Raw genomic sequence first — 25,847 nt, forward strand, 5'->3', positions numbered from 1 at the left:
ACCGATTGGCGGTGCCTGCTCTCAAGCCGGTCGACACAAAGGACTTTTTATGGACATTTTGCTGCAGCAGATCATTAACGGTCTGGTCCTGGGCAGTATGTACGCCTTGATAGCCCTGGGCTACACCATGGTGTACGGCATCATCCAGCTCATCAATTTCGCCCACGGGGAGGTGCTCATGATCGGGGCGCTGACCAGTTGGAGCTGCATCGGCCTGATGCAGGGCGCCATGCCTGGTGCACCCGGCTGGCTCATCCTGCTGCTGGCCACGCTGATCGCCTGCGTGGTGGCGGCGGCGCTGAACTATTCCATCGAAAAAATCGCCTACAAACGCCTGCGCAACAGCCCGCGCCTGGCGCCCCTGATCACCGCCATCGGCATGTCCATCCTGCTGCAGACGCTGGCCATGATCATCTGGAAGCCGAACTACAAGCCCTATCCCACGCTGCTGCCGGCGGCGCCGTTCCAGGTTGGCGGCGCCGTGATCACCGTCACCCAGGTGCTGATCCTGGCGGTGACGGTGCTGGCGCTGGCCTCCATGGTCTACCTCGTGGGCTACACGCGCCTGGGCCGCGCCATGCGCGCCACGGCCGAAAACCCGCGCGTGGCGGCGCTCATGGGCGTCAAGCCCGACATGGTGATCTCGGCCACCTTCATCATCGGTGCGGTGCTGGCGGCGATTGCCGGCATCATGTGGGCCGCCAACTACGGCACGGCCCAGCACACCATGGGCTTCCTGCCGGGGCTCAAGGCCTTCACGGCGGCGGTGTTCGGCGGCATCGGCAACCTGGCGGGGGCCGTGGTGGGCGGCGTTTTGCTGGGCCTGATCGAGGCCATAGGTTCGGGCTACATAGGCCAGCTCACCGGCGGCGTGCTGGGCAGCCATTACACCGACATCTTTGCCTTCATCGTGCTCATCATCGTGCTCACGCTGCGCCCCTCGGGCCTGCTGGGCGAGCGTGTGGCCGATCGCGCATAAAGGAGCCACGGCATGAAAAACAACAAGATCCAATGGATCCTGGGCGGCATCGCGCTGCTCGTGCTGCCCCTGGTGCTGCAATATTTCGGCAACGCCTGGGTGCGCATCGCCGACCTGGCGCTGCTGTACGTAATGCTGGCCCTGGGCCTGAACATCGTGGTCGGCTACGCCGGCCTGCTGGACTTAGGGTACGTGGCCTTCTACGCCGTGGGCGCCTACATGTTCGGCCTGCTGGCCTCGCCCCATCTGGCGGAGAACTTCGCCTGGTTCTCGCAGCATTTCCCCGATGGGCTGCACCTGTCGCTGTGGGTGGTGATTCCGCTGGCCCTGCTGCTGGCGGCCGGCACCGGGGTGCTGCTGGGCATTCCGGTGCTCAAGCTGCGCGGCGACTACCTGGCCATCGTGACGCTGGGCTTTGGCGAGATCATCCGCATCTTCATGAACAACCTGGACCACCCGGTCAACCTCACCAACGGCCCCAAGGGCCTGGGGCAGATCGACTCGGTGAAGATCTTCGGGCTGGATCTGGCGCGGCGGCTGGAGCTGTTTGGCTTCGACATCAACTCCGTCACGCTGTACTACTACCTGTTCCTGGCGCTGGTGTTGATCACTATCGTCGTGTGCTACCGCCTGCAGGATTCGCGCATCGGCCGTGCCTGGATGGCGATTCGCGAGGACGAGATCGCCGCCAAGGCCATGGGCATCAACACGCGCAACATGAAGCTGCTGGCCTTCGGCATGGGCGCCTCGTTCGGTGGCGTGTCTGGTGCCATGTTCAGCGCCTTCCAGGGCTTTGTCTCGCCCGAGTCCTTCAGCCTCATGGAGTCCGTGATGATCGTCGCCATGGTGGTGCTGGGCGGTATAGGCCATATTCCCGGCGTGATCCTGGGGGCCGTGCTGCTGTCGGCGCTGCCCGAGGTGCTGCGCTATGTGGCGGGGCCTTTGCAGGCCATGACCGATGGACGGCTGGACTCCTCCATCCTGCGCCAGCTGCTGATTGCCCTGGCCATGATCATCGTCATGCTGCTGCGCCCGCGCGGTCTGTGGCCTGCGCCCGAGCATGGCAAGAGTCTGAGCAAAAAGTCCTGATACCACGGGTAGAGCAAGAACATGACAGACATATCAAAAAACGTGGTGCTCAAGGTCGCCGGCATCAGCAAGCGCTTCGGCGGGCTGCAGGCCCTGTCGGGCGTGGGCCTGAGCATAGAGCGCGGCCAGGTCTATGGCCTGATCGGACCCAACGGCGCGGGCAAGACAACATTCTTCAACGTCATCACCGGCCTGTACACGCCCGACGAGGGTACGTTCGAGCTGGCGGGCAAGCCCTACGAGCCCACGGCGGTGCACAAGGTAGCGCAGGCGGGCATTGCGCGCACCTTCCAGAACATCCGGCTGTTTGCCGAGATGACGGCACTGGAGAACGTGATGGTGGGGCGGCATATCCGCACCCACTCCGGGCTGTTGGGTGCGGTGCTGCGCACCAAGGGCTTCAAGGCCGAGGAGGAGGCCATCCGCGCCCGTGCTCAGGAGTTGCTGGACTATGTGGGCGTGGGCAAGTACGCCGACTTCAAGGCGCGCACGCTGTCCTATGGCGATCAGCGTCGCCTGGAAATCGCCCGCGCCCTGGCCACGGACCCCCAGCTGATCGCGCTGGACGAGCCCGCCGCCGGCATGAATGCCACCGAGAAGCTGCAGCTGCGCGAGCTGATTGACCGCATCCGCAAGGACAACCGCACCATTCTCATCATCGAGCATGACGTCAAGCTCATCATGGGCCTGTGCGATCGTGTCACGGTACTGGACTACGGCAAGCAGATTGCCGAAGGCACGCCGGCCGAGGTGCAGAAGAACGAAAAAGTGATTGAGGCCTACCTGGGCACGGGCGGGCACTGAAGGACAACGAATATGGCCGAAAAATCCAAGCAAATTCTGCTGCAGGTCAAGGGCTTGAAGGTGGCCTACGGCGGCATCCAGGCGGTCAAGGGCGTCGATATGGAGGTGCGCGAGGGCGAGCTGGTCACGCTGATCGGCTCCAACGGTGCCGGCAAGACCACCTCCATGAAGGCCATCACCGGCACCCTGGGGCTCAACGATGGTGACATCGAATACCTGGGGCGCAGCATCAAGGGCCGTGGTGCCTGGGATCTGGTGAAGGATGGGCTGGTGATGGTGCCCGAGGGGCGCGGCGTGTTCGCGCGCATGACCATCACCGAGAACCTGCTCATGGGCGCGTATACGCGCAATGACAAGGCCGGCATTGCGGCCGACGTGGAGAAGATGTTCACCATCTTCCCGCGCCTGCGCGAGCGCAAGGACCAGTTGGCCGGCACCATGAGCGGCGGCGAGCAGCAGATGCTGGCCATGGGGCGCGCGCTCATGAGCCAGCCGAAGGTGCTGCTGCTCGACGAGCCCTCCATGGGCCTGTCGCCCATCATGGTGGACAAGATCTTCGAGGTGGTGCGCGATGTGTACGCGCTCGGCGTGACCATCGTGCTGGTGGAGCAGAACGCCAGCCGGGCGTTGGCGATTGCCGATCGCGGCTATGTCATGGAGTCCGGCCTGATCACCATGACGGGCGCGGGGCAGGAGCTGCTGTCGGATCCGCGTGTGCGCGCGGCCTATCTGGGCGAGTGAGGCGATCCGCGTCAAACGCAAGGCACCGCCCTGGCGGTGCTTTTGTTTTAATAGCTGCTTGCGCTTGCTGGGTATGCGTTAAAGTGCGATTTGACTTGTAAATACGACTGCGCCATGCATGCCCTGCAATCCCTGCCTATCCCGCTGCAGACCATCTTGCTGCTGGTGGCCAGCAACGTCTTCATGACCTTGGCCTGGTATGGGCACCTGAAAAATCTGGCCACCGCGCCCTGGTACGTGGCGGCGCTGGTGAGCTGGGGCATCGCGCTGTTCGAATACCTGCTGCAGGTGCCTGCCAACCGCATCGGCCACACTCAATTCAGCGTGGGCCAGCTCAAGATCATGCAGGAGGTCATCACGCTGACCGTGTTCGTCCCCTTTGCGGTGTTTTACATGAACGAGCCGCTCAAATGGGACTACCTCTGGGCGGGCTTGTGCCTCGTGGGCGCGGTGTATTTCATCTTCCGTAGCGCCTGAGCCGCCCGTTCCGGGCGCCGGGCCCGTCAATAGCTGTACTGCAGGCCCAGCGTAGCCGTGTCCACGTCGGAATTGCGGTCGGCAAAGTGCAGGCGGTGGCGCTCCCATTCCAGCACTGCCGACCATTGCGGCGTGAAGGCCCAGCGCAGGCCTGCCCCATAGGACAGGCCAAAGCCGCTGTCCTTGCCTGGTTGCACGCCGTAGCCCCCAAAGCCCTGGGTGTTGGTGCGCCCATAGATGCTGCCCAGCTTGCCCAGCAGATCAAGCTGCGTGCTCAAGGGCAGGCGCCCGACCAGGCTCAGGCTCAGTCCTCGAGCACTGGTGCTGCCGCCGATGCGGCGGGCCTTGCCCATGTCCAGGTAGCTGAGCTCCAGCCCCAGGTTGGGGTGGAAGTAGGCGCCGGTGTACAGCTTGATGGCCGTGTCGCTGTCGTCGAAGGTGAAGCCACCACCGCTGCGCAGGTCATATTTGGCCGTGCCGCCGCCCAGGCCCACATAGCCGCGCTGCGCGCCCGGCAGCAGGGCGGGCTCTGTGCCCTGGTGCGTCTGTGCCTGGCTGACCATGGTGCCGCCGCCGAGCAGGGCGGCGCACAGCAGTATGCAAGATATTGATTGCATGGCCCCTCCTTGTGAGACGAGTGGTTTTTGCATCTCAATCTACGGCGAACCAAGAGGGGGGGAGTGTGCGCTCTGACGATGCCTGCGTGTAGGAATAATCCGACGGCAATACGGATTTGCCCTTGCATGCTGGAGGTCTTTCGGCCAGCCGGCGGTTAAACTCGCGTTTTTCGCAGATTTGTCACACGATGGTCAACTCTGCGTTGTACTACGCACGAAGGTTCGATCAGGAGTCGACATGTTGTTTGGAAAGCTGTTGCCCCGCGAGGGCAATTTTTTCGAGATGTTCAACCAGCATGCCGACCGCATTGTCGAAGCGGCAAGGGCGTTTTCGCAGCTGGTGGCCAATTACAGTGATACCCACCTGCGCGACCAGTACAACCAGGATGTGGACAACGCCGAGCGCGCCGCCGACCGTGTGACGCACGAGGTCAACCGCACGCTGCACCAGACCTTCATCACGCCCATTGATCGCGAGCAGATCCACTCGCTGATCAACACCATGGACGATGTAGCCGACCTGATCCAGGACTCGGCCGAGGCCATGGCGTTGTATGACATCCGCCACATGACGGACGAAATCACGCGCCTGACGGACCTGAGCGTCAAGTGCTGCGAGCGCGTGCGCGATGCCGTGAAGCTGCTGTCGCGCATTGCCGACCCGGCCGTGGCCGAGGCCGCGCTCAAGACCTGCGAGGAGATTGATCGTCTGGAGGGCGACGCCGACCGCGTGCTGCGCAGCGCCATGAGCAAGCTGTTCCGTGAGGAAACCGACGTGCGCGAGCTGATCAAGCTCAAGGCCATCTACGAGCTGCTGGAAACCATCACCGACAAGTGTGAGGACGTGGCCAACCTGATCGAGGGCGTGATCCTCGAGAACTCCTGAAATCCAGGCACAACCCCTACTTGTTACAACCATGGAAACGGTACAAACCGCCCTGTGGGTCGTGGTCGTGCTGGTGGCGCTGGCCATCCTGTTCGACTTCATGAACGGGTTTCATGATGCGGCCAACTCCATTGCCACCGTGGTCTCCACGGGGGTGCTCAAACCCGCGCAGGCCGTCGTTTTTGCGGCATTTTTCAATTTTGTCGCCATCTTCGTGTTCCACCTGAGCGTGGCCGCCACCATCGGCAAGGGCATTGCCGATCCGGGCGTGGTGGATACCCATGTCATCTTTGGCGCCCTGGTGGGTGCCATCACCTGGAACGTCATCACCTGGTATTACGGCATCCCCAGTAGCTCTTCGCATGCGCTGATTGGTGGCATCGTGGGCGCAGTGGTCGCCAAGGCGGGATCGGGAGCGCTGCTGGCCAGCGGCATCATCAAGACCGTGGCCTTCATCTTTGTATCGCCACTGCTGGGGTTCGCGCTGGGTTCGTTGATGATGCTGCTGGTGGCCTGGGCGTTCCGGCGCACGCGGCCCAATAAGGTGGACAAATGGTTCCGCCGCCTGCAGCTGGTGTCTGCGGGAGCCTACAGCCTGGGCCATGGGGGCAACGATGCGCAAAAGACCATAGGCATCATCTGGCTGCTGCTTATCGCAACGGGCTACGCCTCGGCCGGCGACACCGCGCCGCCCACCTGGACCATCGTGTCCTGCTACGCCGCCATCGGCCTGGGCACCATGTTCGGCGGCTGGCGCATCGTCAAGACCATGGGCCAGAAGATTACCAAGCTCAAGCCTGTGGGCGGCTTCTGCGCCGAAACCGGCGGCGCCATGACGCTGTTCCTGGCCACCATGCTGGGCATCCCGGTGTCCACCACGCACACCATCACCGGCGCCATCGTCGGCGTGGGTTCCACCCAGCGTGCCAGCGCCGTGCGCTGGGGCGTGGCGGGCAACATCGTCTGGGCCTGGATTCTGACCATCCCGGCCAGCGCCTTCGTGGCCGCCATCGCCTACTGGGTGAGCCTGCAGTTGTATTGATAGCTATTTATTTTGTAGCTTTTTGCGCTTGATGGGTAAGCGTTTGGCGCCGGTTTCATTGTGAAATCTTGCGCGCCTCCTCAATCTGATATTCGTAGTAGCGCTGCAGGCTGAAGGCAATGCTGGCCATCAGCACGGCCGTACCCACCAGCAGTGACAGCGCTACGGCAAACACCGTGAACCAGTTGGTGCGCCCGGGCGCTGCGTCGGCTGCGGCGGCGTGGTTGTAGCGGGCATTCCATTTTTCGGGCGGCGTCAAGCCATAGACGATGGCGCAGAGTGCGCAGCCGGCGATCGTGAACCCCAGCAGCGGGATCAGCAGCCAGCTGAGCTGGTCGTCCTGGCCCCATTGCTGCACGCGCTGTATGCCATACACCCCGAGCGCCGTGGGCAGGGGCAGCAGCCAGCCGAGCATGTCGCTAAAGCCATGCAGGTAAAAGCGGTGCAGCCCCAGGGGGCCGCCCACAAAGGCGAGCCAGGTGGCGATGGTCTTGTTTTTCATGGCGTGGATTATTCGCGCGGCATCACTCGGGGGCTGTGGCATCGCCCGCGCCCAGGGGTTTTTCCATGAGCACGATGTCGCGCCAGGCACCGAACTTCCAGCCCACCGAGCGCATCACGCCCACTTCGGTGAAGCCTGCGGCGCGGTGCAGGCCGATGGAGCCGACGTTGGCCGAGTCGCCGATCACCGCCAGCAGCTTGCGCACCCCTGCGGCCTGTGCCTGCGCCGCCAGCGTATCGAGCAGCAGGCGGCCCAGGCCCCGGCCGCGCGCTTCGTCGGCCACGTAGACCGAGTCCTCGGCCGAATAGCGGTAGGCGGGGCGCGGCTTGAACCAGTTGCAGTAGGCAAAACCCAGCACCCGGCCGCCTTCTTCGGCTACCAGGTAGGGCAGGCCCCGGGCCAGCACGTCGGTGCGCCGCGCCGCCATGTCCTGGCTGCTCGGCGGGTCGATCTCGAAGGTGCCGGTGCCGTGCAGCACATGGTGGGCGTAGATGGTGGTGATGGCGGCCAGGTCGTCATCCCGGCTGGCGCGGATAGTGGGCATTGGCATGGATGTGGATATAATTAGCGGCTTTGCTGCGTGTCGCTGGCCGGGTGGCCAAGTCGCGTGTCTCAAACGCCGCAAAAACAGTGCAGTAGTTGCTGCAACCACCCGAAGGATTCATTATGGTCGTCATTCGACTCTCCCGCGGCGGCTCCAAGAGCCGTCCGTTTTTCAACATCGTCGTCGCCGACAAGCGCGTGCGCCGCGACGGCCGCTTTATCGAGCGTCTGGGTTTCTACAACCCCACCGCCAAGGGCGGTGAAGAGGGCCTGCGCATCGCCCAGGACCGCCTGACGTACTGGAAGAGCGTGGGCGCGCAAGCCTCCCCCACCGTGGACCGCCTGATCAAGCAAGCCGCCAAGCAGGCCGCCTGATCCGCACGCATCCCCGAAAAGGGCGGGCCCCGTTGGATAGCTGACGGGCCCCGCCTTTTTTTCATGCCCGATTCTTTTCGCCCCGCTTCTCTCATGCCTCAGCCACCTACCCTGGAAGCCGCCGAACTGCCTCTCGATGCCGTGGAGGTTGGCCGTATCGCCGATGCCTGGGGCGTGAAGGGCTGGTTCAAGGTGCTGCCCTACAGCAGCGACCCCGAGGCGCTGCTCGCCTCCAAGACCTGGTTTTTGCAACCGGCGCAAAAGGGTGGCAAGAGTTTCTTTTCTGGCACCATGCTGCTGCCGATTCGCCAGGCGCGCACGCATTCCGACTCCGTTGTGGCCTGGGCCCATGGCGTGGATGACCGCGACGGCGCCGAGGCGCTGCGCGGCGCACGCATCTTCGTGCCGCGCGCCAGCTTTCCTGCGACGGGCGACGACGAGTATTACTGGGTGGACCTGATCGGCCTGGCCGTGCTCAACCGCGAGGGCGTTCTGCTGGGCACCGTGCGCGAGCTGCTGGCCACCGGCCCGCAGACCACGCTGGTGCTGGCCTATGAACATGAAGGCAAGCCGCAGGAACGCATGATCCCCTTCGTCTCCGCCTATGTGGACAAGGTGGATCTGGCCGGCCGCTGCATCACCGTGGACTGGCAGCCCGACTATTGAAGGCTGTCATGCGCTTCGACGTCATCACCCTGTTCCCCGAGTTGTTCGAGCCCTTCCTCGCCAGCGGCGTGACGCGGCGCGCCTATGCCTCGGGTCAGGTGCAGGTGCGCTTGTGGAACCCGCGCGACCATGCAGAGGGCAACTACCGGCGCGTGGACGACCGCCCGTTCGGCGGTGGGCCGGGCATGGTCATGCTGGCCGAGCCGTTGGCGCGCTGCCTAGCAGCGATCCGCGCCGACCGTGGCGAGGCTCAGGAGGCACAGGCGCCGCTGGTGCTGTTCTCGCCCATAGGACGCAGGCTGGACCATGCGGCGGTGCAGGACTGGTCCGCCGGCGCGGGCGCCATTCTGCTGTGCGGGCGCTACGAGGGCGTGGACCAGCGTTTCATCGACGCCCATGTCGATGCGCAGATCAGCCTGGGCGACTTTGTGCTCTCGGGCGGCGAGATCGCGGCCATGGCCCTGCTCGATGCCGTGGCGCGGCTGCAGCCGGGCGTGCTGCACGATGAGGGCAGCCACCAACTCGACAGCTTCAATCCGGCCCTCGACGGCCTGCTGGACTGCCCCCACTACACCCGGCCCGAGCAATGGGCCGGCCGCAGCGTGCCCGCGCCGCTGCTGTCCGGCCACCATGCGCAGATCGAGCGCTGGCGCCGCGACCAGCGCCTGTTGATTACGGCGCGCCACCGCCCCGATCTGCTGCAGTCCGCGCGTGAGCGCGGCCAGATCACGCGTGCCGACGAGGAGCTTTTGGCGCAAAGGCCGGACTTGCTATAATCGCTGGTTCTCGATCCTCTGGCCGGCCGCTATAGGCGCATGCAATGCATGCCAAGCCGATAGCCACAAGGCGCCAATTGGGGCGCCGCAGCCAATCCTGGCGCGTCCATGATCGTTGGAAACGAAACCATGAATCTGATCCAGATCCTCGAGCAGGAAGAAATTGCCCGCCTGAACAAGACCATCCCCGCATTTGCGCCCGGCGACACCGTCATCGTGAGCGTGAACGTGGTCGAAGGCAGCCGCAAGCGCGTGCAGGCCTATGAAGGCGTGGTGATCGCCAAGCGCAACCGTGGCCTCAACAGCGGCTTCACCGTGCGCAAGATCTCCAGCGGCGAAGGCGTGGAGCGTACGTTCCAGACCTACAGCCCGCTGATCGCCGGCATCGAAGTCAAGCGCCGCGGCGACGTGCGCCGTGCCAAGCTGTACTACCTGCGCGAGCGCAGCGGCAAGTCGGCCCGCATCAAGGAAAAGCTGCCGTCCCGCGTCAAGGTGGCGGCCGCCGCCGTGTAATCCGGCCAGGCCAGCATCACGCTGCAAAACCGCTACAGTGCGCAGGCCTGTAGCGGTTTTTTAATTCCTGGTCCTGATTCGTGAGCTCCTTGCGCCCCACTGGTTCTGACGCAGCGACGATGATCTCGTCCCTGTCCTCGCTGCCCGACTTCGACCCGCGCTCCGTGCCCCTCGTGGGCGTGGATGCGGGCCTGCCGGCGGTCCCCGCGGCGGCGCAGACCCCTGCGGCATTGCGCCAGCGCTTCGCCGCGCCGCCCCCGTGGACGCCAGAGATCGTGCGCGAGAAGAAGTTCGTGGAGCGCGCGCCCGCGCACGCTGCCGTGCTGGTGCCCATCGTGCAGCGCGAACGGCCCACGGTACTGCTCACCGAGCGCACTGCACACCTATCCACGCACAAGGGCCAGGTGGCCTTTCCTGGCGGGCGCACCGATCCCGAGGATCTGGATGCCGCTGCCACCGCCCTGCGCGAGGCGCATGAGGAGGTGGGGCTGGAGCCCGGCCGCGTCGAGGTGCTGGGCAGCCTGCCCATCTATGTGACGGGCTCCTCCTTCATCGTTACACCCGTGGTGGCCCTGGTGCGGCCCGGCTTTGCGCTGCAGCCCAACCCGCATGAAGTGGCTGATGTATTCGAGGTGCCGCTCGATTTTTTGCTCAATCCGGCGCACCATGAACGCCATGCCCTGGAGTGGCAGGGCCTGCGGCGCGAATGGTTTGCCATGCCTTACCAGGACGGCGAGCGCCAGCGCTACATCTGGGGCGCCACGGCGGCCATGCTGCGCAACTTCTACCGCTTCATGCTGGCGTGACACGGCACCGGATGGCTTGGTAGCAGGCGCCGCTATCATTGCCGCCATGAGTTTCTTCGCCATCCTGTTCGCATTGCTCATCGAGCAGGCCAGGCCGTTGGCCCGCAGCAATCCCATCCATGCCGGCCTGCGTGCCTGGGCGCTGTCGGTGTGCCGTAGTTTCGATACCGGGCAGTCGCCGCACGGCTGGGTGGCCTGGGGCCTGGCAGCCGTCGTTCCGCCGCTGGCCGTGCTGGCCGTGCACTGGGCGCTGCTGCATTGGCTGGGCTGGCCCCTGGCCCTGGCATGGAGCGTGGCCGTGCTCTACATCACCTTGGGTTTTCGCCAGTTCAGCCACCATTTCACGGCCATACGCGATGCGCTGGAGGTGGGCGATGCGGCCGAGGCGCGTACGCGACTGGCGCAGTGGAAGCAGGTGGACGCCAGCGAACTGCCGCGCAGCGAGATCGTGCGCCATGTGATCGAGTATTCGGTGATTGCGGCGCACCGCCATGTGTTTGGCGTGCTGGCCTGGTACTCCATCTTTGCGGCCTTGGGTTTGGGGCCGACCGGGGCGGTACTGTACCGGCTGGCCGAATTTGTGGCGCGCTACTGGGGGCCGCATTCGCGCGTGGTGACGGCCCATCCGCCCAGTGAGTCGCTGCAGCGTGCATCGGCGCGCGCCTGGATGGCGATCGACTGGCTGCCCGCACGCCTGACGGCCCTGAGCTTTGCCGTGGTCGGCAGCTTTGAAGAGGCCATAGAAGGCTGGCGCTTTCATGCCCAGCGCTTTCCCAATGACAACGATGGCGTGGTACTGGCGGCCACGGCCGGAGCCATCAATGTACGCCTGGGTGGCGAGGCGCTGCGCAGCCGCGCCGATGTGCTCCCACCCGGCTTCGAGGCGGGTGCCGATATCGGCGACAGCGACAGCACCCCCGGGCGCGAGCCCGATGTGGGCCACCTGCGCAGCGTGGTCGGCCTGGTGTGGCGCTCGGTGGTGGTGTGGATGCTGCTGCTGGCGCTGCTGACCCTGGCGCGGCTGCTCGGGTGATGCTGTTTTTTTTGTAGCTTTATGCGCTTTATGGGTGAGCGCTACGGCCCGATTTCATCTGAAATTCTTCAGTACAGACTCTGGCTCAGCTCCGCAAACAGCTCGCCATAGATGCGGTAGCGCTGTGGACTGATGGCCTGCGCATCCTGGCCCTCGCGCACCTGGGCCATCACGGTGCAGCCGGGCTCGTGCAAATGGGTGCAGTTATAGAACCGGCATTCGCCCGCGTGCGCCGCGATGTCGGGCATGCAGCGCGCCAGGTCGGTGGGCGCGAGGTGGCGCAGCCCGAATTCCTGAAAGCCTGGCGAGTCGATCAGCGCCGTGGTGCGCGCGTCGTCGATCCAGTACAGGCTGGTGGTGGTGGTGGTGTGCCTGCCCGAATTCAGCGCCTGCGAGATCTCGCCTGTCTGCGCCGCGGCACCCGGCACCAGCAGGTTGACCAGGGTGCTCTTGCCCGATCCCGAGGGGCCCAGCACCAGCGTGGTCTTGCCGGCCAGCAGCGGCAGCAGCGCGTTGCGATCCACCGCGCCAGACTGGGTCAGCGACAGTGGCAGCACGCGGTAGTGGTGCTTGGTATCGTGGTCGCCGCCCATGTGGCGGTAGGGCCAGAGGCGCTCCCAGGCGCGCGCGAAAGGCTCCACCAGGTCGCTCTTGTTCAGGGCGATCAGCGGCGTGATCTGCGCCGCCTCGGCCGCGATGAGCGCGCGTGCGAGCTGGCTTTCGGAGAACACCGGCTCGGCCGCGATCAGGATCAGCACCTGGTCCAGGTTGGCGGCGAAGGACTTGGTGCGCACCTCGTCCTGGCGGTAGAACAGGTTGCGCCGCTCCAGCACCTTTTCAATCGTGCCTTCGTCGCCGTGGCCCCGCCCCTGGCCGGGTGCCGCGGCCTGCCACAGCACGTGGTCGCCGACCACAGCCTGGCTCTTCTTGCCGCGTGGGTGGCAGATGCGGCGCGCGCCGTCGGGCGTCTCCACCACGCAGTGGCGGCCGTGGCTGGCCACGACCAAGCCCTCCAGGCCTGCGCTGCGGCTCATGCTGCAGCCAGCAGCGCATCGATGCGCGCGGCGCAGTCGATGTCGGTAGCCGAGAGGCCGCCTACGTCATGCGTGTTCCAGCGCACTACGCAGCGGTTGTAATGCACCGATAGGTCGGGGTGGTGGTCCTGCGCGTGGGCGATGAAGGCCACGGCGTTCACGAAGGCCATGGTCTCGTGGTAGTTGGCGAAGCGGTAGGTCTTCTCTATCGCCACATTGGCGCCGTCGCCGGCAAGCGTCCAGCCCTGCAGTTCGGCTAGTTTTGCTACTATTTCAGTAGCTTTCAGCGCACGCCTGGTCTGTGTAGACCAGTCTTTTTTTGGAAACATCGAGGTCATGGCTGCATGGCCAGGCGCGCCAGGCGCTCCGTGGCAGGAGGGTGGGAGTAGTAGAACTTCACGTACACCGGGTCGGGTGTGAGCGTGGAGGCATTGTCCTGGTAGAGCTTGAGCAGGGCCGAGGCCAGGTCGGCGCCGCTCGCCTGCTCCGCCGCATAGGCATCGGCCTGGAATTCGTGGCGGCGCGAAATCTGCGCCATGAGCGGCGAGACGAACAGCGTGAATACGGGAGCGGCCAGCAGGAACAGCAGCAGCGCCAGCGCGTCGTTGGGCGCCGAGCCGGGCAGGCCCGGCAGCATCAGGTTGGGCTGCACGCCCAGGCCCGTGTAGAACCAGCCACGCGTGGAGAGCCAGCCCAGGGCCGCAAAGCCAGCCAAGCTGATGGCAAACATGCCCACCAGGCGGCGCGTGATGTGCTTGTGCTTGAAGTGACCCAGCTCGTGCGCGAGCACCGCCTCCACCTCGCCCGGGGCCAGCTGCTTGAGTAGCGTGTCATAGAACACCACGCGCTTGGCCGCGCCAAAACCGGTGAAATAGGCGTTGGCATGCGCGCTGCGGCGGCTGCCGTCCATCACGAACAGGCCCTTGGCGGCGAAACCGCAGCGCTGCATCAGGGCCGTGACGCGGGTCTTCAGCGCCTCGTCTTGCAGCGGCTGGAACTTGTTGAACAGCGGCGCGATGAAGAGGGGGAAGACCACCATCAGCAGCAGGTTGAAGCCCATCCATACCCCCCAGGCCCAGAGCCACCACAGCGGGCCCGCCGCGCCCATGAGCCACAGGATCAGCGCGGCGATCGGCAGGCCGATCACGGCGCCCAGTAGGGTGGACTTGGCGAGGTCGGTGAGCCATAGCCGCAGCGTCATCTGGTTGAAGCCGAAGCGCTGCTCCAGGCGGAAGGTCTGGTAGAGCGTGGCCGGCAGGTTGATGGCGCCTTCGACAAGCGCGAAGCCGGCCAGCAGCGCCAGCTGCTGCGTCATGCCGCCGCCGAGCCAGGACAGCAGCGCCTGGTTCAGCGCGTCCAGCCCGCCCAGCAGGGTCCAGCCCAGCACCACGGCGGTGGCCAGTGCCATCTCCAGCAGGCCGAAGCGCGCCTTGGCAACGGTGTAGTCGGCGGCTTTCTGGTGCGCGGCCAGGGTGATGCGGCTGGCAAAGGCCGTCGGCACGGCGCCGCGGTGGCGCGCCACATGGCGGATCTGGCGCGAGGCCAGCCACAGGCGCAGCGCCAGGCCAGCCAGCAGCAGGGCGGCGAATACCAGCGTCGTCAGGGTCGAGGGTGTGAGCAACTGGGCTGGTGAGGGGGCAGAGGAGGGCGACATGAGCGTGGAAGTTTACGGCGACAATTCGCGCCATGTCTGAAACTGCCAACCCTATAGCTTGCGAGCTTGCCAAATCCGACCAGAACCTCGTCTGGCTCGACTGTGAAATGAGCGGGCTCGACCCGGAAAAGGAACGCCTGCTGGAGATCGCCGTGGTCGTCACCGGCCCCGGCCTGGAGCCGCGCATCGAAGGCCCGGTGTTTGCCATCCACCAATCCGATGCCGTACTCGACGCCATGGATGCCTGGAACAAGGGCACGCACGGCAAGAGCGGCCTGATTGATAGGGTGCGCGCCTCCACCATCAGCGAGGCCGATGCCGAGCGCGAGCTGATCGACTTCCTGTCGTGCTACGTGCCCAAGGGCGCGGTGCCCATGTGCGGCAACAGCATAGGCCAGGACCGGCGCTTTCTTGTCAAGTACATGCCCAAGCTGGAGGCGTTCTTTCATTACCGCAACGTGGACGTGAGCACGCTCAAGGAGCTGGCCAAGCGCTGGAAGCCCGAGGCCTACAACGGCTTCAAGAAGGCGCAGCGCCACACTGCCCTGGCCGACGTGCACGAGTCCATCGACGAGTTGCAGCACTATCGCCAGCAACTGCTGGCATTGTGAAAGTGCATTGCGCAGGTAGATAATCCGCTCCCGTCTCTATCCAGACATCCCGCCCGCAGGGCCAGGGCGATCCGCCTGGCACCCGAGGGCACTTTTGCGCAATCTCTACCGGAACGTTCGCCATGCAAAACTTCTTTCTGAAACCCACCCTCGTGGCCGCAGCGGCCCTGGTTGGCGCCGCCGGCGCCTTCGCCCAGGAGCAGGTCGTCAGGATCGGCCATAGCGGCCCCCTGTCCGGCCCCAACACCTTCGCCGGCCGCGATAACGACAACGGCGTGCGCCTGGCCATCGAGGAGCTGAACGCGCGCAAGATCAGCGTGGGTGGCAAGACGCTGAAGTTCGAACTGGTGTCCGAGGACGACCAGTGCGACGCCAAGGCCGGCGTGGCCGTGGCGCAGAAGTTTGTGGATTCGGGCGTGCGCTACGTCATGGGCCCATACTGCTCAGGCGTGACCATTCCCGCCTCGCGCGTCTACGACGGCGGCGGCACCATGGTGTCCACCGTAGGCACCAATCCCAAGATCACGCAGGCCGGCTACAAGAACCTGTTCCGCATCGTCGCCAGCGACGTGCAGGCCGGTGCCAACATGGCCACCTATGCCGCCAACGTGCTTAAGGCCAAGAAGGTCGCGGTGATCGACGACCGCACGGCCTTCGGACAGGGGCTGGCCGATGAGTTCTCCAAGGAGGCGCAAAAGCTCGGCCTGACAGTGGTCGGCCGCGAGTTCACGACCGACAAGGCCACCGACTTCATGGCCATCCTCACCAACATCAAGGCCAAGCAGCCCGAGGCCATCTTCTACGGCGGCTACGCCCCGCAAGCCGCGCCCATGGCGCGCCAGATGAAGCAGCTGGGCATCAATGCCAAGCTGCTGGGCGGCGACACGCTGTGCAGCCCCGAGATGACCAAGCTTGGCGGCGACGCCGTCGACGGCGTGGTCTACTGCGCTTACGCCGGCATGCTGACGGAGAACGACGCCGGCGCCAAGGCTTTCCAGGACAAGTTCAAGAAGCGCTTTGGCCAGAACCCCGACGTCTACGGTCCGTTTTACTATGACCAGGTCATGAACATTGGTGAGGCCATGCAAAAGAGCGGCTCCATCGATCCTGCCAAGGTCGGCGCCTACATGCATCAGCAGGCCTACAAGGGCGTGATGGGTGAGTACGCCTACGACGACAAGGGCAACCGCGTGAAGGCGCCCGTGGTCGTCATGACCTTCGAGGGCGGCAAGGCCAAGCCATTGGCCAGCTACTGAGTTATGTGCACGGCTTGCGGGAAAACCCCAGTCGTGTCATAATTCAAAGCTTGCACCGTCACTGAGGCGGTGCAATTTTTTTGTGCATCTCCCTTCACACACCGGGCACAGCACGCCAGCGTACTTCTAAGCACGCGGCGCCTTGCAATCAATGCCCACCCAGGTCGTCCGCTGCGACCTTTGGTTTCGTTTGATGGTTGATGTTTTGTAACCATCGAGCGAAGCCTGCCCAGGTAGCGCCTGCGGCCGTCTTCGTGTGAGCAAATCATGACTGAGCAAGTTTTGGTGCAGGGCGAGTGCGCGCCTGCAGATTCCACTATTTCCACCGCCAACGCAGCGCCGCAGGCGACCCTGCCAGAGGGCTTCGTGCGCCTGGGACTGGCACCCGAGTTGGTGCAGGCCGTGGCCGACCTGGGCTACACCCAGCCCACGGCCGTGCAGGAGCAGGCCATTCCGCTGGCCATGGGCGCGGGCGATGAGGCGGGCCGCTTCATCGACCTGATGGTCTCCAGCCAGACCGGCAGTGGCAAGACCGCGGCCTTTCTGCTGCCCGTACTGCATACGCTGATTCGCCAGCAGGCCGAGGCTGATGCCGCTGCGCGCGCCGAATTCGAGCGTGCTGCCGCCGAAGCCGCCGCGCGTGGCGAGGCCGCGCCTAAGCGCCCCAAGCGCAAGAACCCCACGCAGACGCGCAACTTCAAGGCCGCCACGCCCGGTGCCTTGGTGCTGTGCCCCACGCGCGAGCTGGCGCAGCAGGTGGCCCACGACGCCATCGAGCTGGTCAAGCACTGCAAGGGCCTGCGTATCGCCAACGTGGTGGGCGGCATGCCCTACCAACTGCAGATTGCCAAGCTGCAGAATGCCAACCTGGTCGTCGCGACGCCGGGACGCCTCTTGGACCTGCAGCGCTCCATGCAGATCAAGCTCGACCAGGTGCAGTTCCTGGTCGTGGACGAGGCCGACCGCATGCTGGATCTGGGCTTCTCCGACGACCTGGCCGAGATCAACCAGCTCACCAGCCAGCGCCAGCAGACCATGATGTTCAGCGCCACCTTCGCGCCGCGCATCCAGCAACTGGCCATGCGCGTGATGCACGAGGGCGGCGCCAGCGTGAAGAAGATCCAGATCGACAACCCGCAGGAAAAGCACGCCAACATCAAACAGATGCTGTACTGGGCCGACAACGCCCAGCACAAGCGCAAGCTGCTGGACCACTGGCTGCGCGACGCCTCCATCGACCAGGCCATCGTGTTCGCCAGCACCCAGGTGGAGTGCGACGGCTTGGCCAATGACCTGCAGCAGGACGGCTTCAGCGCCGTGGCCCTGCACGGCGCCCTGAGCCAGGGCCTGCGCAACCGCCGCCTGATGGCGCTGCGCAATGGCCAGGTGCAGATTTTGGTGGCCACCGACGTGGCCGCGCGCGGCATCGACGTGCCCACCATCACCCATGTCTTCAACTTCGGCCTGCCCATGAAGGCCGAGGACTACACGCACCGCATCGGCCGCACGGGCCGCGCCGGCCGCGACGGCCTGGCCGTGACCTTTGCCGAGTTCCGCGACCGTCGCAAGATCTTCGACATCGAGGGCTATAGCCGTCAGTCGTTCAAGGCCGAGGTGGTGGAGGGGCTGGAGCCTGCACAGCGCTTCCCGCAGGGCGGGCGCCCCGACTTTGGCGGCCGTGGCCGCGAGGGCGGCGGACGTGGGCGTGACCAGCGCTTTGGTGGCGCTGGCCGCGGTCATGGCGACCGCGGTGGCCATGGTGACCGTGGCGGTTTCGGTGACCGCGGCGGCTTCGGCGATCGCGCTGGCTTCGGTGACCGCAGCGGGCGTGGCGAACGGCCTGCCCATGGCGGCCGTCGCGACGGCGAGGGCTATGGTCGCAAGGGCGGCTTTGGTGAAGCGCCCCGTTTTAATGAAGCGCCTCGCTTTAACGAAGCGCCCCGCTTTGGCCGTGGCGAGGGCGCTGCTCCGCGCGGCGACTTTGGCCGCAAGCCTGAGTTTGCCCGTGGCGGCTTCGCCAAACCCCAGGGCGCCGGCAAGCCCTTCACGCCGCACGATGCGCGCAAGCGCCCGGCGCGCACGGGACGTTGACAAGGTTGATTGCCAGCCTGTCTGAAGCGTGATCCAAGCCAGCCTCGACAACGAGGCTGGCTTTTTTCCATCAAGGCAGGTCCGACGATGTCGATAATTCCTCAGGTTCTGGAGTTGTGCATGCCGTCTGCCCCATCGTTATCCACCGATTTCGAACACATGTTCGAGCTTGCCCCCGTCTCCCTCTGGCTTGAGGACTACAGTACCGTGCAGCGGCTGTTTCAGCAGTGGCGCAGTGCCGGTGTGGTCGATGTGGTGCAGCACCTGCGCCGGCACCCCGAGTGCATCCAGGCGTTCGGCGCCGGCATCCGCCTGCTGCGCGTGAACCGGCGCACGCTGGAGCTGTTTGCCGCGCCCGACCAGGCGACGCTGGAGGCATCGCTGGGCCAGGTGTTTCGGGGCGATATGTATGAAAGCGCCATCGCCGAGATCGAGCAGTTGTGGAATGGGGAGCCCGAGTTTGCCAATCAGACGGTGAACTATGCGCTGGATGGGCGGCGCCTGGATGTGCGCATCCGTGGACGCATCCTGCCCGGCTACGAAGAGTGCTGGAGTCGGGTGCTGGTGTCGCTCGAAGATGTGACCGAGCAGGTGCAGTCACGCCGACGGCTGCAGCGCAGCGAGGACTATGCGCGCGGGCTGTTCGAGCATTCGCCTGTATCGCTGTGGGTCGAGGACTTCAGCGTCGTCAAGCGGCTGCTGGACGAAGTGCGCGCGCAGGGCATATGCGACTTCAGGACCTTTCTGAAGGTGCACCCCGAGTTTGTCGAGCGCTGCATGCGCGAGATCAGGGTGGCGGACATCAACCAACTCACCCTGTCGATGTTCGGTGCGAGCAGCAAGCAGGTCCTGCTGGCAAGCCTGGACCGGGTGTTCCGTGGCGAGATGCGCGAATCGTTTGCCGAGCAACTGATCGACCTGTGGGATGGCAAGCTGGTGCAGCAGCGTGAGGTGGTCAATTACAACCTTGCCGGAGAGCCGCTGCATATTCACATGCAGTTCGCGGTGCTCGAGGAGCGCCGCCACGACTGGGGCATGGTGCTGGTGTCGCTGGTGGACATCACCGCACGCAAGAAGGCCGAGGCCTATCTGGAGTATCTCGGCAAGCATGATGTGCTGACCGGCCTGCGCAACCGCGCCTACTATGTGGAGGAGCTCAATCGCCTCACGCGCAAGGGGCCCTTGCCGGTGGCGGTGATCGCCATCGATCTCAACGGCCTGAAGGTTGTCAACGACGAGCAGGGCCATGCCGCAGGCGACGCCATGCTGCGCCGCACGGGCGAGGTACTGGCCAAGGCCGTGGATGCGCCGACCTGCGCGGCGCGCATCGGCGGCGACGAGTTCTGCGTGCTCATGCCCATGACCGACGAGCGCGGCGCGCAGGCCATGGTGGATCGCATCGCCAGCCTGCAGGAACTCAACAACCAGTTCTATCCAGGGCAGGCACTGAGCCTGTCCATGGGCGTGGCCGTTGCGTTATCTGGCGACCAGATCGAGGCCGCCGTGAACCAGGCGGACCAAGCCATGTATGCCGAGAAGTCGCGTTACTACGCGGCCTTGGGACGCAATCGCCGCCACGGTTGATACGGCCAGCAGCCCGCTTCCACACTTTTTTACAATGGCGGGAGTGCCTTGGCTTGCGTGACAAAAAAGCCGCCGTGCATGATGCGCGGCGGCTTTTGTTGTGGCGCCCCGAAGGGCGCCTGGGCTTGCAGGCGATTACTTGAGCGACAGAATCCAGCTCACCAGCTTCTTGGCGTCGGCTTCATTGACCTGTGTATTGGCCGGCATGGGTACGGGGCCCCACACGCCTTTGCTGCCCTTCAGCACATGCTCAACCAGCGTGGCTTCGGCGCCCTTGCCGGCATATTTCTTTGCCACTTCCTTGTAGGCCGGGCCTACCATTTTCTTGTCGATGGCGTGGCAGGCCATGCAGTTCTTGGACTTGGCCAGGGCCTCATCAGCCATGGCGGGAGCTGCGACGGACAATGCCATTGCGAGCGTGATCAGGGAGCGTTTCATCGCGTGGTTCCTCTAAGGGTTGGGGTACATTTGGCCTTCAATCGAATTGTAGTGTTCACGGTTGACGGGCTTCAAACAAAAATTCGCATGGTATTAGGGGATGCGATCATGTATGCGTTGCTTTTGGGCATCTTGCTGATACTGCTCAAATATCTGTCAGTTGGTCCGGTGGCCGCCTGGTCGTGGTGGTGGGTGCTCTCACCCTTCGCGGTAGCCCTGGCCTGGTGGGCCTGGGCCGATGCCACGGGCTATACCAAGCGCAAGGCCATGGAGAAGATGGATCAGCGCAAGCGGGACCGTATCAACAAGCACAAAGAAGCCCTGGGCATGAGCAAGCGCCGCCCGCGCTGAATGCCACGGCAACTGGCCCGCAGGGCATGGAGCCGCGGGCGCTTCTTTGTCTTGGCGTTATCTTTGTGCACTATTACAAATGTAGCTATCAACGCTTTATGTGTAATGGTTTTAATCGGTTTTCATTGAAATCATCGAGCACGGCACCCCGGCTTGCGCTGGAGGCGTTGAAGGCAAACTTGGCCTGCACGCCGCGTGTGTAGCGTGGCGCAGGTGGCGTCCATTCGGCACGGCGGCGCGCCAGTTCCGCGTCGTTCACGTTCAGCTGCAGCAGCAGCCGGTGCGCGTCTATGGTGATGCTGTCGCCCTCGTGCACGAAGGCGATGGCGCCGCCGACGAAGGCCTCGGGCGCCACATGGCCCACCACCATGCCCCAGGTGCCGCCGGAGAAACGCCCGTCGGTGATCAGGCCCACGCTTTCGCCCAGGCCCTCGCCGATCAGGGCGCCCGTGGGCGCCAGCATCTCGGGCATGCCGGGGCCGCCCTTGGGGCCCAGGTAGCGCAGCACCATCACGTCGCCCGCCTGGATCTTGCCTGCCAGGATGGCGGCCAGGGCCGACTGCTCATCGTCGAAGACGCGCGCGGGGCCGGTGATGACCGGGTTCTTGAGCCCGGTGATCTTCGCCACCGCACCCTCGGGGCTCAGGTTGCCCTTGAGGATGGCCAGATGGCCTTGTGCGTAAAGCGGCTGGGTGATGGGCCGGATCACGTCCTGGCCGGCGGGCGGCTCATCGGGCACGTCCTTGAGGGTTTCGGCAACCGTCTTGCCGGTGATGGTCATGCAGTCGCCGTGCAGCAGGCCGGCGTTCAGCAGCATCTTCATCACCTGCGGGATGCCGCCGGCCTTGTGCAGATCCACGGCCAGGTATTTGCCGCTGGGTTTCAGGTCGCAGAACACCGGCACCTTTTGGCGCATGCGCTCGAAGTCGTCGATGCTCCACTCGACCCCCGCCGCGTGGGCGATGGCCAGGAAGTGCAGCACGGCGTTGGTCGAGCCGCCCACGGCCATGATGACGGCCACCGCGTTCTCGATGGCTTGGCGCGTGACGATGTCGCGCGGCTTCAGGTCGTGGCGTATGGCCTCGATCAGCACCTTGGCGGACTCCTTGGCGGAATCGGCCTTTTCCTGGTGCGGGTTGGCCATGGTGGAGGAGTAGGGCAGGCTCATGCCCAGGGCCTCGAAGGCGCTGCTCATGGTGTTGGCGGTGTACATGCCGCCGCAGGAGCCGGTGCCGGGAATGGCGTGCCGTTCGATGTCCTTCAGTTCCTGGTCGCTGATCTTGCCGGCCGCGTTCTCGCCCACGGCCTCGAACACGCTCACGATGTTCAGGTCGCAGCCGTGCAGGCAGCCCGGCTCTATGGTGCCGCCGTAGACGTAGATGCTGGGCACGTTGGCGCGCAGCATGCCCATCATGCCGCCGGGCATGTTTTTGTCGCAGCCGCCGATGACCACGCAGCCGTCCATCCACTGGCCCTGTACGCAGGTTTCGACGCAGTCGGCTATCACCTCGCGGCTGACCAGGCTGTACTTCATGCCCTCGGTGCCCATGGCCATGCCGTCGGAAATCGTCGGCGTGCCAAAGGTCTGCGGGTTGCCCCCGGCCTCGCGTATGCCCTGCACGGCGGCGTCGGCCAGGCGCTGCAGGCCGCTGTTGCACGGCGTGATGGTGCTGTGGCCGTTGGCCACGCCGACCATGGGCTTGTCGAAGTCGGCCTCGGTGTAGCCCATGCCGTAGTACATGGAACGGTTGGGAGCGCGTGCCTTGCCCTGGGTGATGTGGGCGGAGCGGCGGTTCAGGGGCATGGGATCGGTCATGGCAGTCCTGGCGCAGTGTGGAAGTGGCAGGTAGTTTGGTCTTGCGCGCCGCGGCTGTCCAGCGCGCGGCCGCGCCGGGCCTGACGCCGGTGTGGGCTGCGCACGTGCGACATAATCAATCGGTTTGCCCATGGCGGGGCTCAAGAGGTTTCCGCCGCGGCGCGCGCAGGCCCCCAAGCGCACGGGCCACAGATTTCCTCCAGTCCATCCTCTCCCGCAACCACGATGCCCGCATACCGTTCCAAGACCTCCACCCACGGCCGCAACATGGCAGGGGCCCGCTCCCTGTGGCGCGCCACCGGCATGAAAGACGAAGACTTCTCCAAGCCCATCATCGCGGTGGTCAATTCCTTCACGCAGTTCGTGCCCGGCCATGTGCACCTGAAGGACCTGGGCCAGCTCGTGGCGCGCGAGATCGAGGCCGCGGGCGGCGTGGCCAAGGAGTTCAACACCATCGCCGTGGACGACGGCATCGCCATGGGCCACGACGGCATGCTGTACTCGCTGCCCAGCCGCGACATCATTGCCGACAGCGTGGAATACATGGTCAACGCGCACTGCGCCGACGCCATGGTCTGCATCTCCAACTGCGACAAGATCACCCCCGGCATGCTCATGGCCGCGATGCGCCTGAACATTCCGGTGATCTTCGTCTCCGGCGGCCCGATGGAGGCCGGCAAGGCCAAGCTGTCCGTGCCCGGCACCAGCACCATTGCGTTCAAGAAGCTTGACCTGATCGACGCCATGGTCATGGCCGCCGACGACAAGGTCAGCGACGCCGACCTGGCCGAGGCCGAGCGCAACGCCTGCCCCACCTGCGGCTCCTGCTCGGGCATGTTCACCGCCAACTCCATGAACTGCCTGACCGAGGCGCTGGGCCTGTCCCTGCCCGGCAACGGCACCGTGGTGGCCACGCACGCCGACCGCGAGCAACTGTTCAAGCGGGCCGGCCGGCGCATCGTGGAGCTGGCGCGCCAGTACTACGAGCAGGACGACGAGCGCATCCTGCCGCGCGCCGTGGGCTTCAAGGCCTTCGAGAACGCGATGACGCTGGATATCGCCATGGGCGGCTCCACCAACACCATCCTGCACCTGCTGGCGATCGCGCAGGAGGCCGGCATAGACTTCGGCATGGCCGACATCGACCGCCTCTCGCGTGTCGTGCCGCAGCTGTGCAAGGTGGCGCCGAACACCGACAAGTACCACATCGAGGACGTGCACCGCGCGGGCGGCATCTTCGCCATCCTGGGCGAGCTGGAGCGCGCCGGCCGGCTGCACACCGACGTGCCCACCATCCATGCGCCCACGCTGGGCGAGGCGCTGGCGCAGTGGGACATCACGCGCACGCAGGACGAGGCCGTCAAGACCTTCTACATGGCCGGCCCCGGCGGCGTGCCCTCGCAGGTGGCCTTCAGCCAGAACGCGCGCTGGCCCAGCCTGGACCTGGACCGCGCCGCGGGCTGCATCCGCTCGTATGAGCACGCCTTCAGCAAGGAAGGGGGCCTGGCCGTGCTCACCGGCAACATTGCCCTGGACGGCTGCGTGGTCAAGACCGCGGGCGTGGACGAATCCATCCTGGTGTTCGAGGGCCCGGCCCATGTGGTCGAGTCGCAGGACGAGGCCGTGGCCAACATCCTGGCCGACCGGGTTTTGGCCGGCGACGTGGTGGTGGTGCGCTACGAAGGCCCCAAGGGCGGCCCCGGCATGCAGGAAATGCTCTACCCCACGAGCTACATCAAGTCCAAGGGACTGGGCAAGGCCTGCGCGCTGCTGACCGACGGGCGCTTCTCGGGCGGCACCTCGGGCCTGTCGATCGGCCACTGCTCGCCCGAGGCAGCGGCCGGTGGCGCGATCGGCCTGGTGAGGAACGGCGACCGCATCCGCATCGACATCCCCAACCGCCGCATCGACGTGCTGCTCAGCGACGATGTGCTGGCACGCCGCCGCGCCGAGCAGGACGCCCTGGGCTGGAAGCCCGTGCAGCCGCGCCCGCGCAAGGTGTCTGCCGCGCTCAAGGCCTATGCAAAATTGGTCACCTCGGCCGACAAGGGCGCGGTGCGCGATCTGTCGCTGCTGGACTGACGGGACCGAGCTTCTGTTTTGTGAGCTGTCTACGCTTGTGAATAAAAGGTTTCAGAACGATTTAATCTTTAAATCATTAAAAATCAAGCGTGGATAGCTCTTATTTTTGCTGCAAACCCTTGACGCCATGAACTCACTGCATGAACGCATCGCCGCCAGCTTCAACGCCCAGGGCCTGATGAGCACGCTGGGCGCCCGCCTGGTGCTGGTGCAGGACGGCGAGGTGCATATCGAGCTGCCCTTCTCCAGCCACCTGACGCAGCAGCAGGGCTTTGTGCACGCCGGGGCCATCACCAGCATTGTGGACAACGCCTGCGGCTACGCGGCCCTGACCAAGTCCGCGCCGGGCTCAGAGGTGGTCACGGCGGAGTTCAAGACCAACTTCATGCGGCCCGCTATCGGCGAGCGCTTTGTCGCCGTGGGCAAGGTGCAGAGCGCGGGGCGCATGCTCACCGTGTGCAGCGGAGAGGTGCGCGCGTATTCCGGCGCGGGGCCCGATTACAAGGTGGTGGCGCTGATGCAGGCCACCATGGTCAGCGTGCCGGCCAACGCCTGACGGATCAAGCCTCGGCCTGCGATTGCAGGTAGTTCTGCAGGCCCAGCTTGTCGATCAGCCCGATCTGCTTTTCCAGCCAGTAGGCGTGGTCTTCCTCGGTGTCGCGTAGCTGGGCCAGCAGCATGGCGCGGCTCACGTAGTCACGGTGTGTCTCGCACAGGGCGATGGCGGCCTTCAGGTTCTTTTGCACCGCGTACTCGGTGTCCAGGTCCTGGCGCAGCATCTGCTGCACCGTGTCGCCGGGTGTGAAGGTGTGCGGGCGCATGTCGGGCTTGCCTTCCAGCACCAGGATGCGGCGCAGGATGGCGTCGGCGTGCTGGGTTTCTTCCTGCATCTCGTGGTCCAGGCGTTCATACAGGCGCACGAAGCCCTGATCCTCGTACTGGCGCGAGTGGATGAAGTACTGGTCGCGCGCCGCCAGCTCGCCGCGCAGCAGCTCCTTGAGGCAGTCGATGACGTCGGGGTGGCCTTGCATGGTGTTGATCTTGTGTGGGTTGTGACCAGCGAAGTATCGTGCGTATTCAG

At 65.1% G+C, this 25,847-nt stretch carries 29 protein-coding genes; 20 read left to right on the forward strand and 9 right to left on the reverse strand.

Annotated features, from left to right (window positions below):
• Nucleotides 1-49: 49 nt before the first annotated feature.
• The 5 genes from P7644_RS05495 (at nucleotide 50) to P7644_RS05515 (ending at nucleotide 4,090) form a co-directional block, all read left to right on the forward strand.
• The gene (locus P7644_RS05495; protein WP_404302097.1) at nucleotides 50-979 is read left to right on the forward strand and encodes a branched-chain amino acid ABC transporter permease; all 930 of its coding nucleotides are present in this window, start codon (nucleotides 50-52) and stop codon (nucleotides 977-979) included.
• A 12-nt stretch (nucleotides 980-991) separates the two neighbouring features.
• A complete protein-coding gene (locus tag P7644_RS05500) occupies nucleotides 992-2,068 on the forward strand; it encodes an ABC transporter ATP-binding protein (RefSeq protein WP_404302099.1) in 1,077 nt (358 codons plus the stop codon).
• 21 nt (nucleotides 2,069-2,089) lie between these two features.
• Nucleotides 2,090-2,872 carry an ABC transporter ATP-binding protein gene (locus tag P7644_RS05505; protein WP_404302100.1) on the forward strand — a complete coding sequence of 261 codons (783 nt, stop codon included), beginning with the start codon at nucleotides 2,090-2,092 and terminating at the stop codon, nucleotides 2,870-2,872.
• A 12-nt stretch (nucleotides 2,873-2,884) separates the two neighbouring features.
• Nucleotides 2,885-3,613, forward strand: coding sequence for an ABC transporter ATP-binding protein (locus P7644_RS05510; protein ID WP_404302101.1), 729 nt, complete (start codon nucleotides 2,885-2,887; stop codon nucleotides 3,611-3,613).
• 114 nt (nucleotides 3,614-3,727) lie between these two features.
• Nucleotides 3,728-4,090 carry a DMT family protein gene (locus P7644_RS05515; protein WP_404302103.1) on the forward strand — a complete coding sequence of 121 codons (363 nt, stop codon included), beginning with the start codon at nucleotides 3,728-3,730 and terminating at the stop codon, nucleotides 4,088-4,090.
• A gap of 26 nt (nucleotides 4,091-4,116) precedes the next feature.
• Here P7644_RS05515 and P7644_RS05520 read toward each other — a convergent pair whose 3' ends face one another.
• Nucleotides 4,117-4,707: an outer membrane beta-barrel protein gene (locus P7644_RS05520; RefSeq protein WP_404302104.1), complete on the reverse strand. Its 591-nt coding sequence runs from the start codon at nucleotides 4,705-4,707 to the stop codon at nucleotides 4,117-4,119.
• Nucleotides 4,708-4,945: 238 nt separating this feature from the next.
• On the opposite strand from P7644_RS05520, the gene P7644_RS05525 reads away from it, so the two are divergent.
• Both P7644_RS05525 and P7644_RS05530 read left to right on the forward strand, forming a co-directional pair.
• Complete coding sequence (locus tag P7644_RS05525; RefSeq protein ID WP_404302105.1) at nucleotides 4,946-5,593, forward strand: DUF47 domain-containing protein; 648 nt, start codon at nucleotides 4,946-4,948, stop codon at nucleotides 5,591-5,593.
• Nucleotides 5,594-5,624: 31 nt separating this feature from the next.
• On the forward strand, nucleotides 5,625-6,635 hold the full coding sequence (locus P7644_RS05530) for an anion permease (protein WP_404302106.1): 1,011 nt from the start codon (nucleotides 5,625-5,627) through the stop codon (nucleotides 6,633-6,635).
• 55 nt (nucleotides 6,636-6,690) lie between these two features.
• Here the strand turns inward: P7644_RS05530 and P7644_RS05535 are convergent, their stop codons facing one another.
• Both P7644_RS05535 and P7644_RS05540 read right to left on the reverse strand, forming a co-directional pair.
• Entirely contained in the window at nucleotides 6,691-7,137 is a 447-nt protein-coding gene (locus tag P7644_RS05535; protein ID WP_404302109.1) for a hypothetical protein, read from the reverse strand.
• 22 nt (nucleotides 7,138-7,159) lie between these two features.
• The gene (locus tag P7644_RS05540) at nucleotides 7,160-7,681 is read right to left on the reverse strand and encodes a GNAT family N-acetyltransferase (protein ID WP_404303134.1); all 522 of its coding nucleotides are present in this window, start codon (nucleotides 7,679-7,681) and stop codon (nucleotides 7,160-7,162) included.
• Nucleotides 7,682-7,803: 122 nt separating this feature from the next.
• Here P7644_RS05540 and rpsP point away from each other — a divergent pair, with 122 nt between their 5' ends.
• The 6 genes from rpsP (at nucleotide 7,804) to P7644_RS05570 (ending at nucleotide 11,849) form a co-directional block, all read left to right on the forward strand.
• Entirely contained in the window at nucleotides 7,804-8,055 is a 252-nt protein-coding gene (rpsP, locus tag P7644_RS05545) for a 30S ribosomal protein S16 (RefSeq protein ID WP_404302111.1), read from the forward strand.
• Nucleotides 8,056-8,148: 93 nt separating this feature from the next.
• On the forward strand, nucleotides 8,149-8,721 hold the full coding sequence (rimM, locus tag P7644_RS05550; protein ID WP_404302113.1) for a ribosome maturation factor RimM: 573 nt from the start codon (nucleotides 8,149-8,151) through the stop codon (nucleotides 8,719-8,721).
• Between the two features lie 8 nt (nucleotides 8,722-8,729).
• The gene (gene trmD / locus P7644_RS05555; RefSeq protein WP_404302115.1) at nucleotides 8,730-9,497 is read left to right on the forward strand and encodes a tRNA (guanosine(37)-N1)-methyltransferase TrmD; all 768 of its coding nucleotides are present in this window, start codon (nucleotides 8,730-8,732) and stop codon (nucleotides 9,495-9,497) included.
• Nucleotides 9,498-9,626: 129 nt separating this feature from the next.
• A complete protein-coding gene (gene rplS, locus P7644_RS05560; RefSeq protein ID WP_404302117.1) occupies nucleotides 9,627-10,010 on the forward strand; it encodes a 50S ribosomal protein L19 in 384 nt (127 codons plus the stop codon).
• A gap of 119 nt (nucleotides 10,011-10,129) precedes the next feature.
• Entirely contained in the window at nucleotides 10,130-10,816 is a 687-nt protein-coding gene (locus P7644_RS05565) for a CoA pyrophosphatase (protein WP_404302118.1), read from the forward strand.
• A 46-nt stretch (nucleotides 10,817-10,862) separates the two neighbouring features.
• Complete coding sequence (locus tag P7644_RS05570; protein ID WP_404302120.1) at nucleotides 10,863-11,849, forward strand: CobD/CbiB family protein; 987 nt, start codon at nucleotides 10,863-10,865, stop codon at nucleotides 11,847-11,849.
• Nucleotides 11,850-11,917: 68 nt separating this feature from the next.
• Here P7644_RS05570 and rsgA read toward each other — a convergent pair whose 3' ends face one another.
• The 3 genes from rsgA to P7644_RS05585 are packed head-to-tail and all read right to left on the reverse strand — an operon-like array spanning nucleotide 11,918 to nucleotide 14,537.
• The gene (rsgA, locus tag P7644_RS05575) at nucleotides 11,918-12,883 is read right to left on the reverse strand and encodes a ribosome small subunit-dependent GTPase A (protein WP_404302122.1); all 966 of its coding nucleotides are present in this window, start codon (nucleotides 12,881-12,883) and stop codon (nucleotides 11,918-11,920) included.
• A complete protein-coding gene (locus P7644_RS05580) occupies nucleotides 12,880-13,221 on the reverse strand; it encodes a 4a-hydroxytetrahydrobiopterin dehydratase (protein WP_404302123.1) in 342 nt (113 codons plus the stop codon). The genes rsgA and P7644_RS05580 overlap by 4 nt, the downstream gene beginning before the upstream one ends.
• Entirely contained in the window at nucleotides 13,218-14,537 is a 1,320-nt protein-coding gene (locus P7644_RS05585; RefSeq protein ID WP_404302124.1) for a M48 family metallopeptidase, read from the reverse strand. Before P7644_RS05585 ends, P7644_RS05580 begins: the two co-directional genes overlap by 4 nt.
• A gap of 32 nt (nucleotides 14,538-14,569) precedes the next feature.
• On the opposite strand from P7644_RS05585, the gene orn reads away from it, so the two are divergent.
• The 4 genes from orn to P7644_RS05605 all read left to right on the forward strand — a co-directional run bounded on the left by orn (nucleotide 14,570) and on the right by P7644_RS05605 (nucleotide 20,079).
• Entirely contained in the window at nucleotides 14,570-15,148 is a 579-nt protein-coding gene (gene orn / locus P7644_RS05590; RefSeq protein WP_404302126.1) for an oligoribonuclease, read from the forward strand.
• 122 nt (nucleotides 15,149-15,270) lie between these two features.
• Nucleotides 15,271-16,404 carry a branched-chain amino acid ABC transporter substrate-binding protein gene (locus tag P7644_RS05595; protein ID WP_404302127.1) on the forward strand — a complete coding sequence of 378 codons (1,134 nt, stop codon included), beginning with the start codon at nucleotides 15,271-15,273 and terminating at the stop codon, nucleotides 16,402-16,404.
• A 267-nt stretch (nucleotides 16,405-16,671) separates the two neighbouring features.
• On the forward strand, nucleotides 16,672-18,495 hold the full coding sequence (locus tag P7644_RS05600) for a DEAD/DEAH box helicase (protein ID WP_404302128.1): 1,824 nt from the start codon (nucleotides 16,672-16,674) through the stop codon (nucleotides 18,493-18,495).
• A 120-nt stretch (nucleotides 18,496-18,615) separates the two neighbouring features.
• Nucleotides 18,616-20,079, forward strand: coding sequence for a diguanylate cyclase domain-containing protein (locus P7644_RS05605; RefSeq protein WP_404302129.1), 1,464 nt, complete (start codon nucleotides 18,616-18,618; stop codon nucleotides 20,077-20,079).
• 135 nt (nucleotides 20,080-20,214) lie between these two features.
• Here the strand turns inward: P7644_RS05605 and P7644_RS05610 are convergent, their stop codons facing one another.
• Nucleotides 20,215-20,517 carry a c-type cytochrome gene (locus P7644_RS05610; protein ID WP_404302131.1) on the reverse strand — a complete coding sequence of 101 codons (303 nt, stop codon included), beginning with the start codon at nucleotides 20,515-20,517 and terminating at the stop codon, nucleotides 20,215-20,217.
• 108 nt (nucleotides 20,518-20,625) lie between these two features.
• Between P7644_RS05610 and P7644_RS05615 the strand changes: the two genes are divergently transcribed.
• On the forward strand, nucleotides 20,626-20,868 hold the full coding sequence (locus P7644_RS05615) for a TIGR04438 family Trp-rich protein (RefSeq protein WP_404303136.1): 243 nt from the start codon (nucleotides 20,626-20,628) through the stop codon (nucleotides 20,866-20,868).
• 88 nt (nucleotides 20,869-20,956) lie between these two features.
• Here the strand turns inward: P7644_RS05615 and ilvD (P7644_RS05620) are convergent, their stop codons facing one another.
• Nucleotides 20,957-22,684 (reverse strand): dihydroxy-acid dehydratase, encoded by a 1,728-nt coding sequence (gene ilvD / locus P7644_RS05620; RefSeq protein WP_404302132.1) that lies wholly within the window; start codon nucleotides 22,682-22,684, stop codon nucleotides 20,957-20,959.
• Nucleotides 22,685-22,909: 225 nt separating this feature from the next.
• Here ilvD (P7644_RS05620) and ilvD (P7644_RS05625) point away from each other — a divergent pair, with 225 nt between their 5' ends.
• Together ilvD (P7644_RS05625) and P7644_RS05630 are read left to right on the forward strand one after the other, a co-directional pair.
• Nucleotides 22,910-24,766 (forward strand): dihydroxy-acid dehydratase, encoded by a 1,857-nt coding sequence (gene ilvD, locus P7644_RS05625; RefSeq protein ID WP_404302133.1) that lies wholly within the window; start codon nucleotides 22,910-22,912, stop codon nucleotides 24,764-24,766.
• A gap of 127 nt (nucleotides 24,767-24,893) precedes the next feature.
• Nucleotides 24,894-25,322 (forward strand): PaaI family thioesterase, encoded by a 429-nt coding sequence (locus tag P7644_RS05630; protein WP_404302134.1) that lies wholly within the window; start codon nucleotides 24,894-24,896, stop codon nucleotides 25,320-25,322.
• A gap of 4 nt (nucleotides 25,323-25,326) precedes the next feature.
• On the opposite strand, the gene bfr is transcribed toward P7644_RS05630, so the two are convergent.
• Entirely contained in the window at nucleotides 25,327-25,797 is a 471-nt protein-coding gene (gene bfr, locus P7644_RS05635; RefSeq protein ID WP_404302135.1) for a bacterioferritin, read from the reverse strand.
• Nucleotides 25,798-25,847: the final 50 nt, after the last annotated feature.

Source organism: Alicycliphilus denitrificans (assembly GCF_044792555.1).
GTDB lineage: Bacteria > Pseudomonadota > Gammaproteobacteria > Burkholderiales > Burkholderiaceae_C > Alicycliphilus > Alicycliphilus denitrificans_A.

What these genes read in the sequence shown, in the direction of transcription:
- P7644_RS05495 (WP_404302097.1), top strand. Translation starts at nt 50, where the DNA reads ATGGACATTTTGCTGCAGCAGATCATTAACGGTCTGGTCCTGGGCAGT.
- P7644_RS05500 (WP_404302099.1), top strand. Translation starts at nt 992, where the DNA reads ATGAAAAACAACAAGATCCAATGGATCCTGGGCGGCATCGCGCTGCTC.
- P7644_RS05505 (WP_404302100.1), top strand. Translation starts at nt 2,090, where the DNA reads ATGACAGACATATCAAAAAACGTGGTGCTCAAGGTCGCCGGCATCAGC.
- P7644_RS05510 (WP_404302101.1), top strand. Translation starts at nt 2,885, where the DNA reads ATGGCCGAAAAATCCAAGCAAATTCTGCTGCAGGTCAAGGGCTTGAAG.
- P7644_RS05515 (WP_404302103.1), top strand. Translation starts at nt 3,728, where the DNA reads ATGCATGCCCTGCAATCCCTGCCTATCCCGCTGCAGACCATCTTGCTG.
- P7644_RS05520 (WP_404302104.1), bottom strand. Translation starts at nt 4,707, where the DNA reads ATGCAATCAATATCTTGCATACTGCTGTGCGCCGCCCTGCTCGGCGGC.
- P7644_RS05525 (WP_404302105.1), top strand. Translation starts at nt 4,946, where the DNA reads ATGTTGTTTGGAAAGCTGTTGCCCCGCGAGGGCAATTTTTTCGAGATG.
- P7644_RS05530 (WP_404302106.1), top strand. Translation starts at nt 5,625, where the DNA reads ATGGAAACGGTACAAACCGCCCTGTGGGTCGTGGTCGTGCTGGTGGCG.
- P7644_RS05535 (WP_404302109.1), bottom strand. Translation starts at nt 7,137, where the DNA reads ATGAAAAACAAGACCATCGCCACCTGGCTCGCCTTTGTGGGCGGCCCC.
- P7644_RS05540 (WP_404303134.1), bottom strand. Translation starts at nt 7,681, where the DNA reads ATGCCCACTATCCGCGCCAGCCGGGATGACGACCTGGCCGCCATCACC.
- rpsP (WP_404302111.1), top strand. Translation starts at nt 7,804, where the DNA reads ATGGTCGTCATTCGACTCTCCCGCGGCGGCTCCAAGAGCCGTCCGTTT.
- rimM (WP_404302113.1), top strand. Translation starts at nt 8,149, where the DNA reads ATGCCTCAGCCACCTACCCTGGAAGCCGCCGAACTGCCTCTCGATGCC.
- trmD (WP_404302115.1), top strand. Translation starts at nt 8,730, where the DNA reads ATGCGCTTCGACGTCATCACCCTGTTCCCCGAGTTGTTCGAGCCCTTC.
- rplS (WP_404302117.1), top strand. Translation starts at nt 9,627, where the DNA reads ATGAATCTGATCCAGATCCTCGAGCAGGAAGAAATTGCCCGCCTGAAC.
- P7644_RS05565 (WP_404302118.1), top strand. Translation starts at nt 10,130, where the DNA reads ATGATCTCGTCCCTGTCCTCGCTGCCCGACTTCGACCCGCGCTCCGTG.
- P7644_RS05570 (WP_404302120.1), top strand. Translation starts at nt 10,863, where the DNA reads ATGAGTTTCTTCGCCATCCTGTTCGCATTGCTCATCGAGCAGGCCAGG.
- rsgA (WP_404302122.1), bottom strand. Translation starts at nt 12,883, where the DNA reads ATGAGCCGCAGCGCAGGCCTGGAGGGCTTGGTCGTGGCCAGCCACGGC.
- P7644_RS05580 (WP_404302123.1), bottom strand. Translation starts at nt 13,221, where the DNA reads ATGACCTCGATGTTTCCAAAAAAAGACTGGTCTACACAGACCAGGCGT.
- P7644_RS05585 (WP_404302124.1), bottom strand. Translation starts at nt 14,537, where the DNA reads ATGTCGCCCTCCTCTGCCCCCTCACCAGCCCAGTTGCTCACACCCTCG.
- orn (WP_404302126.1), top strand. Translation starts at nt 14,570, where the DNA reads ATGTCTGAAACTGCCAACCCTATAGCTTGCGAGCTTGCCAAATCCGAC.
- P7644_RS05595 (WP_404302127.1), top strand. Translation starts at nt 15,271, where the DNA reads ATGCAAAACTTCTTTCTGAAACCCACCCTCGTGGCCGCAGCGGCCCTG.
- P7644_RS05600 (WP_404302128.1), top strand. Translation starts at nt 16,672, where the DNA reads ATGACTGAGCAAGTTTTGGTGCAGGGCGAGTGCGCGCCTGCAGATTCC.
- P7644_RS05605 (WP_404302129.1), top strand. Translation starts at nt 18,616, where the DNA reads ATGCCGTCTGCCCCATCGTTATCCACCGATTTCGAACACATGTTCGAG.
- P7644_RS05610 (WP_404302131.1), bottom strand. Translation starts at nt 20,517, where the DNA reads ATGAAACGCTCCCTGATCACGCTCGCAATGGCATTGTCCGTCGCAGCT.
- P7644_RS05615 (WP_404303136.1), top strand. Translation starts at nt 20,626, where the DNA reads ATGTATGCGTTGCTTTTGGGCATCTTGCTGATACTGCTCAAATATCTG.
- ilvD (WP_404302132.1), bottom strand. Translation starts at nt 22,684, where the DNA reads ATGACCGATCCCATGCCCCTGAACCGCCGCTCCGCCCACATCACCCAG.
- ilvD (WP_404302133.1), top strand. Translation starts at nt 22,910, where the DNA reads ATGCCCGCATACCGTTCCAAGACCTCCACCCACGGCCGCAACATGGCA.
- P7644_RS05630 (WP_404302134.1), top strand. Translation starts at nt 24,894, where the DNA reads ATGAACTCACTGCATGAACGCATCGCCGCCAGCTTCAACGCCCAGGGC.
- bfr (WP_404302135.1), bottom strand. Translation starts at nt 25,797, where the DNA reads ATGCAAGGCCACCCCGACGTCATCGACTGCCTCAAGGAGCTGCTGCGC.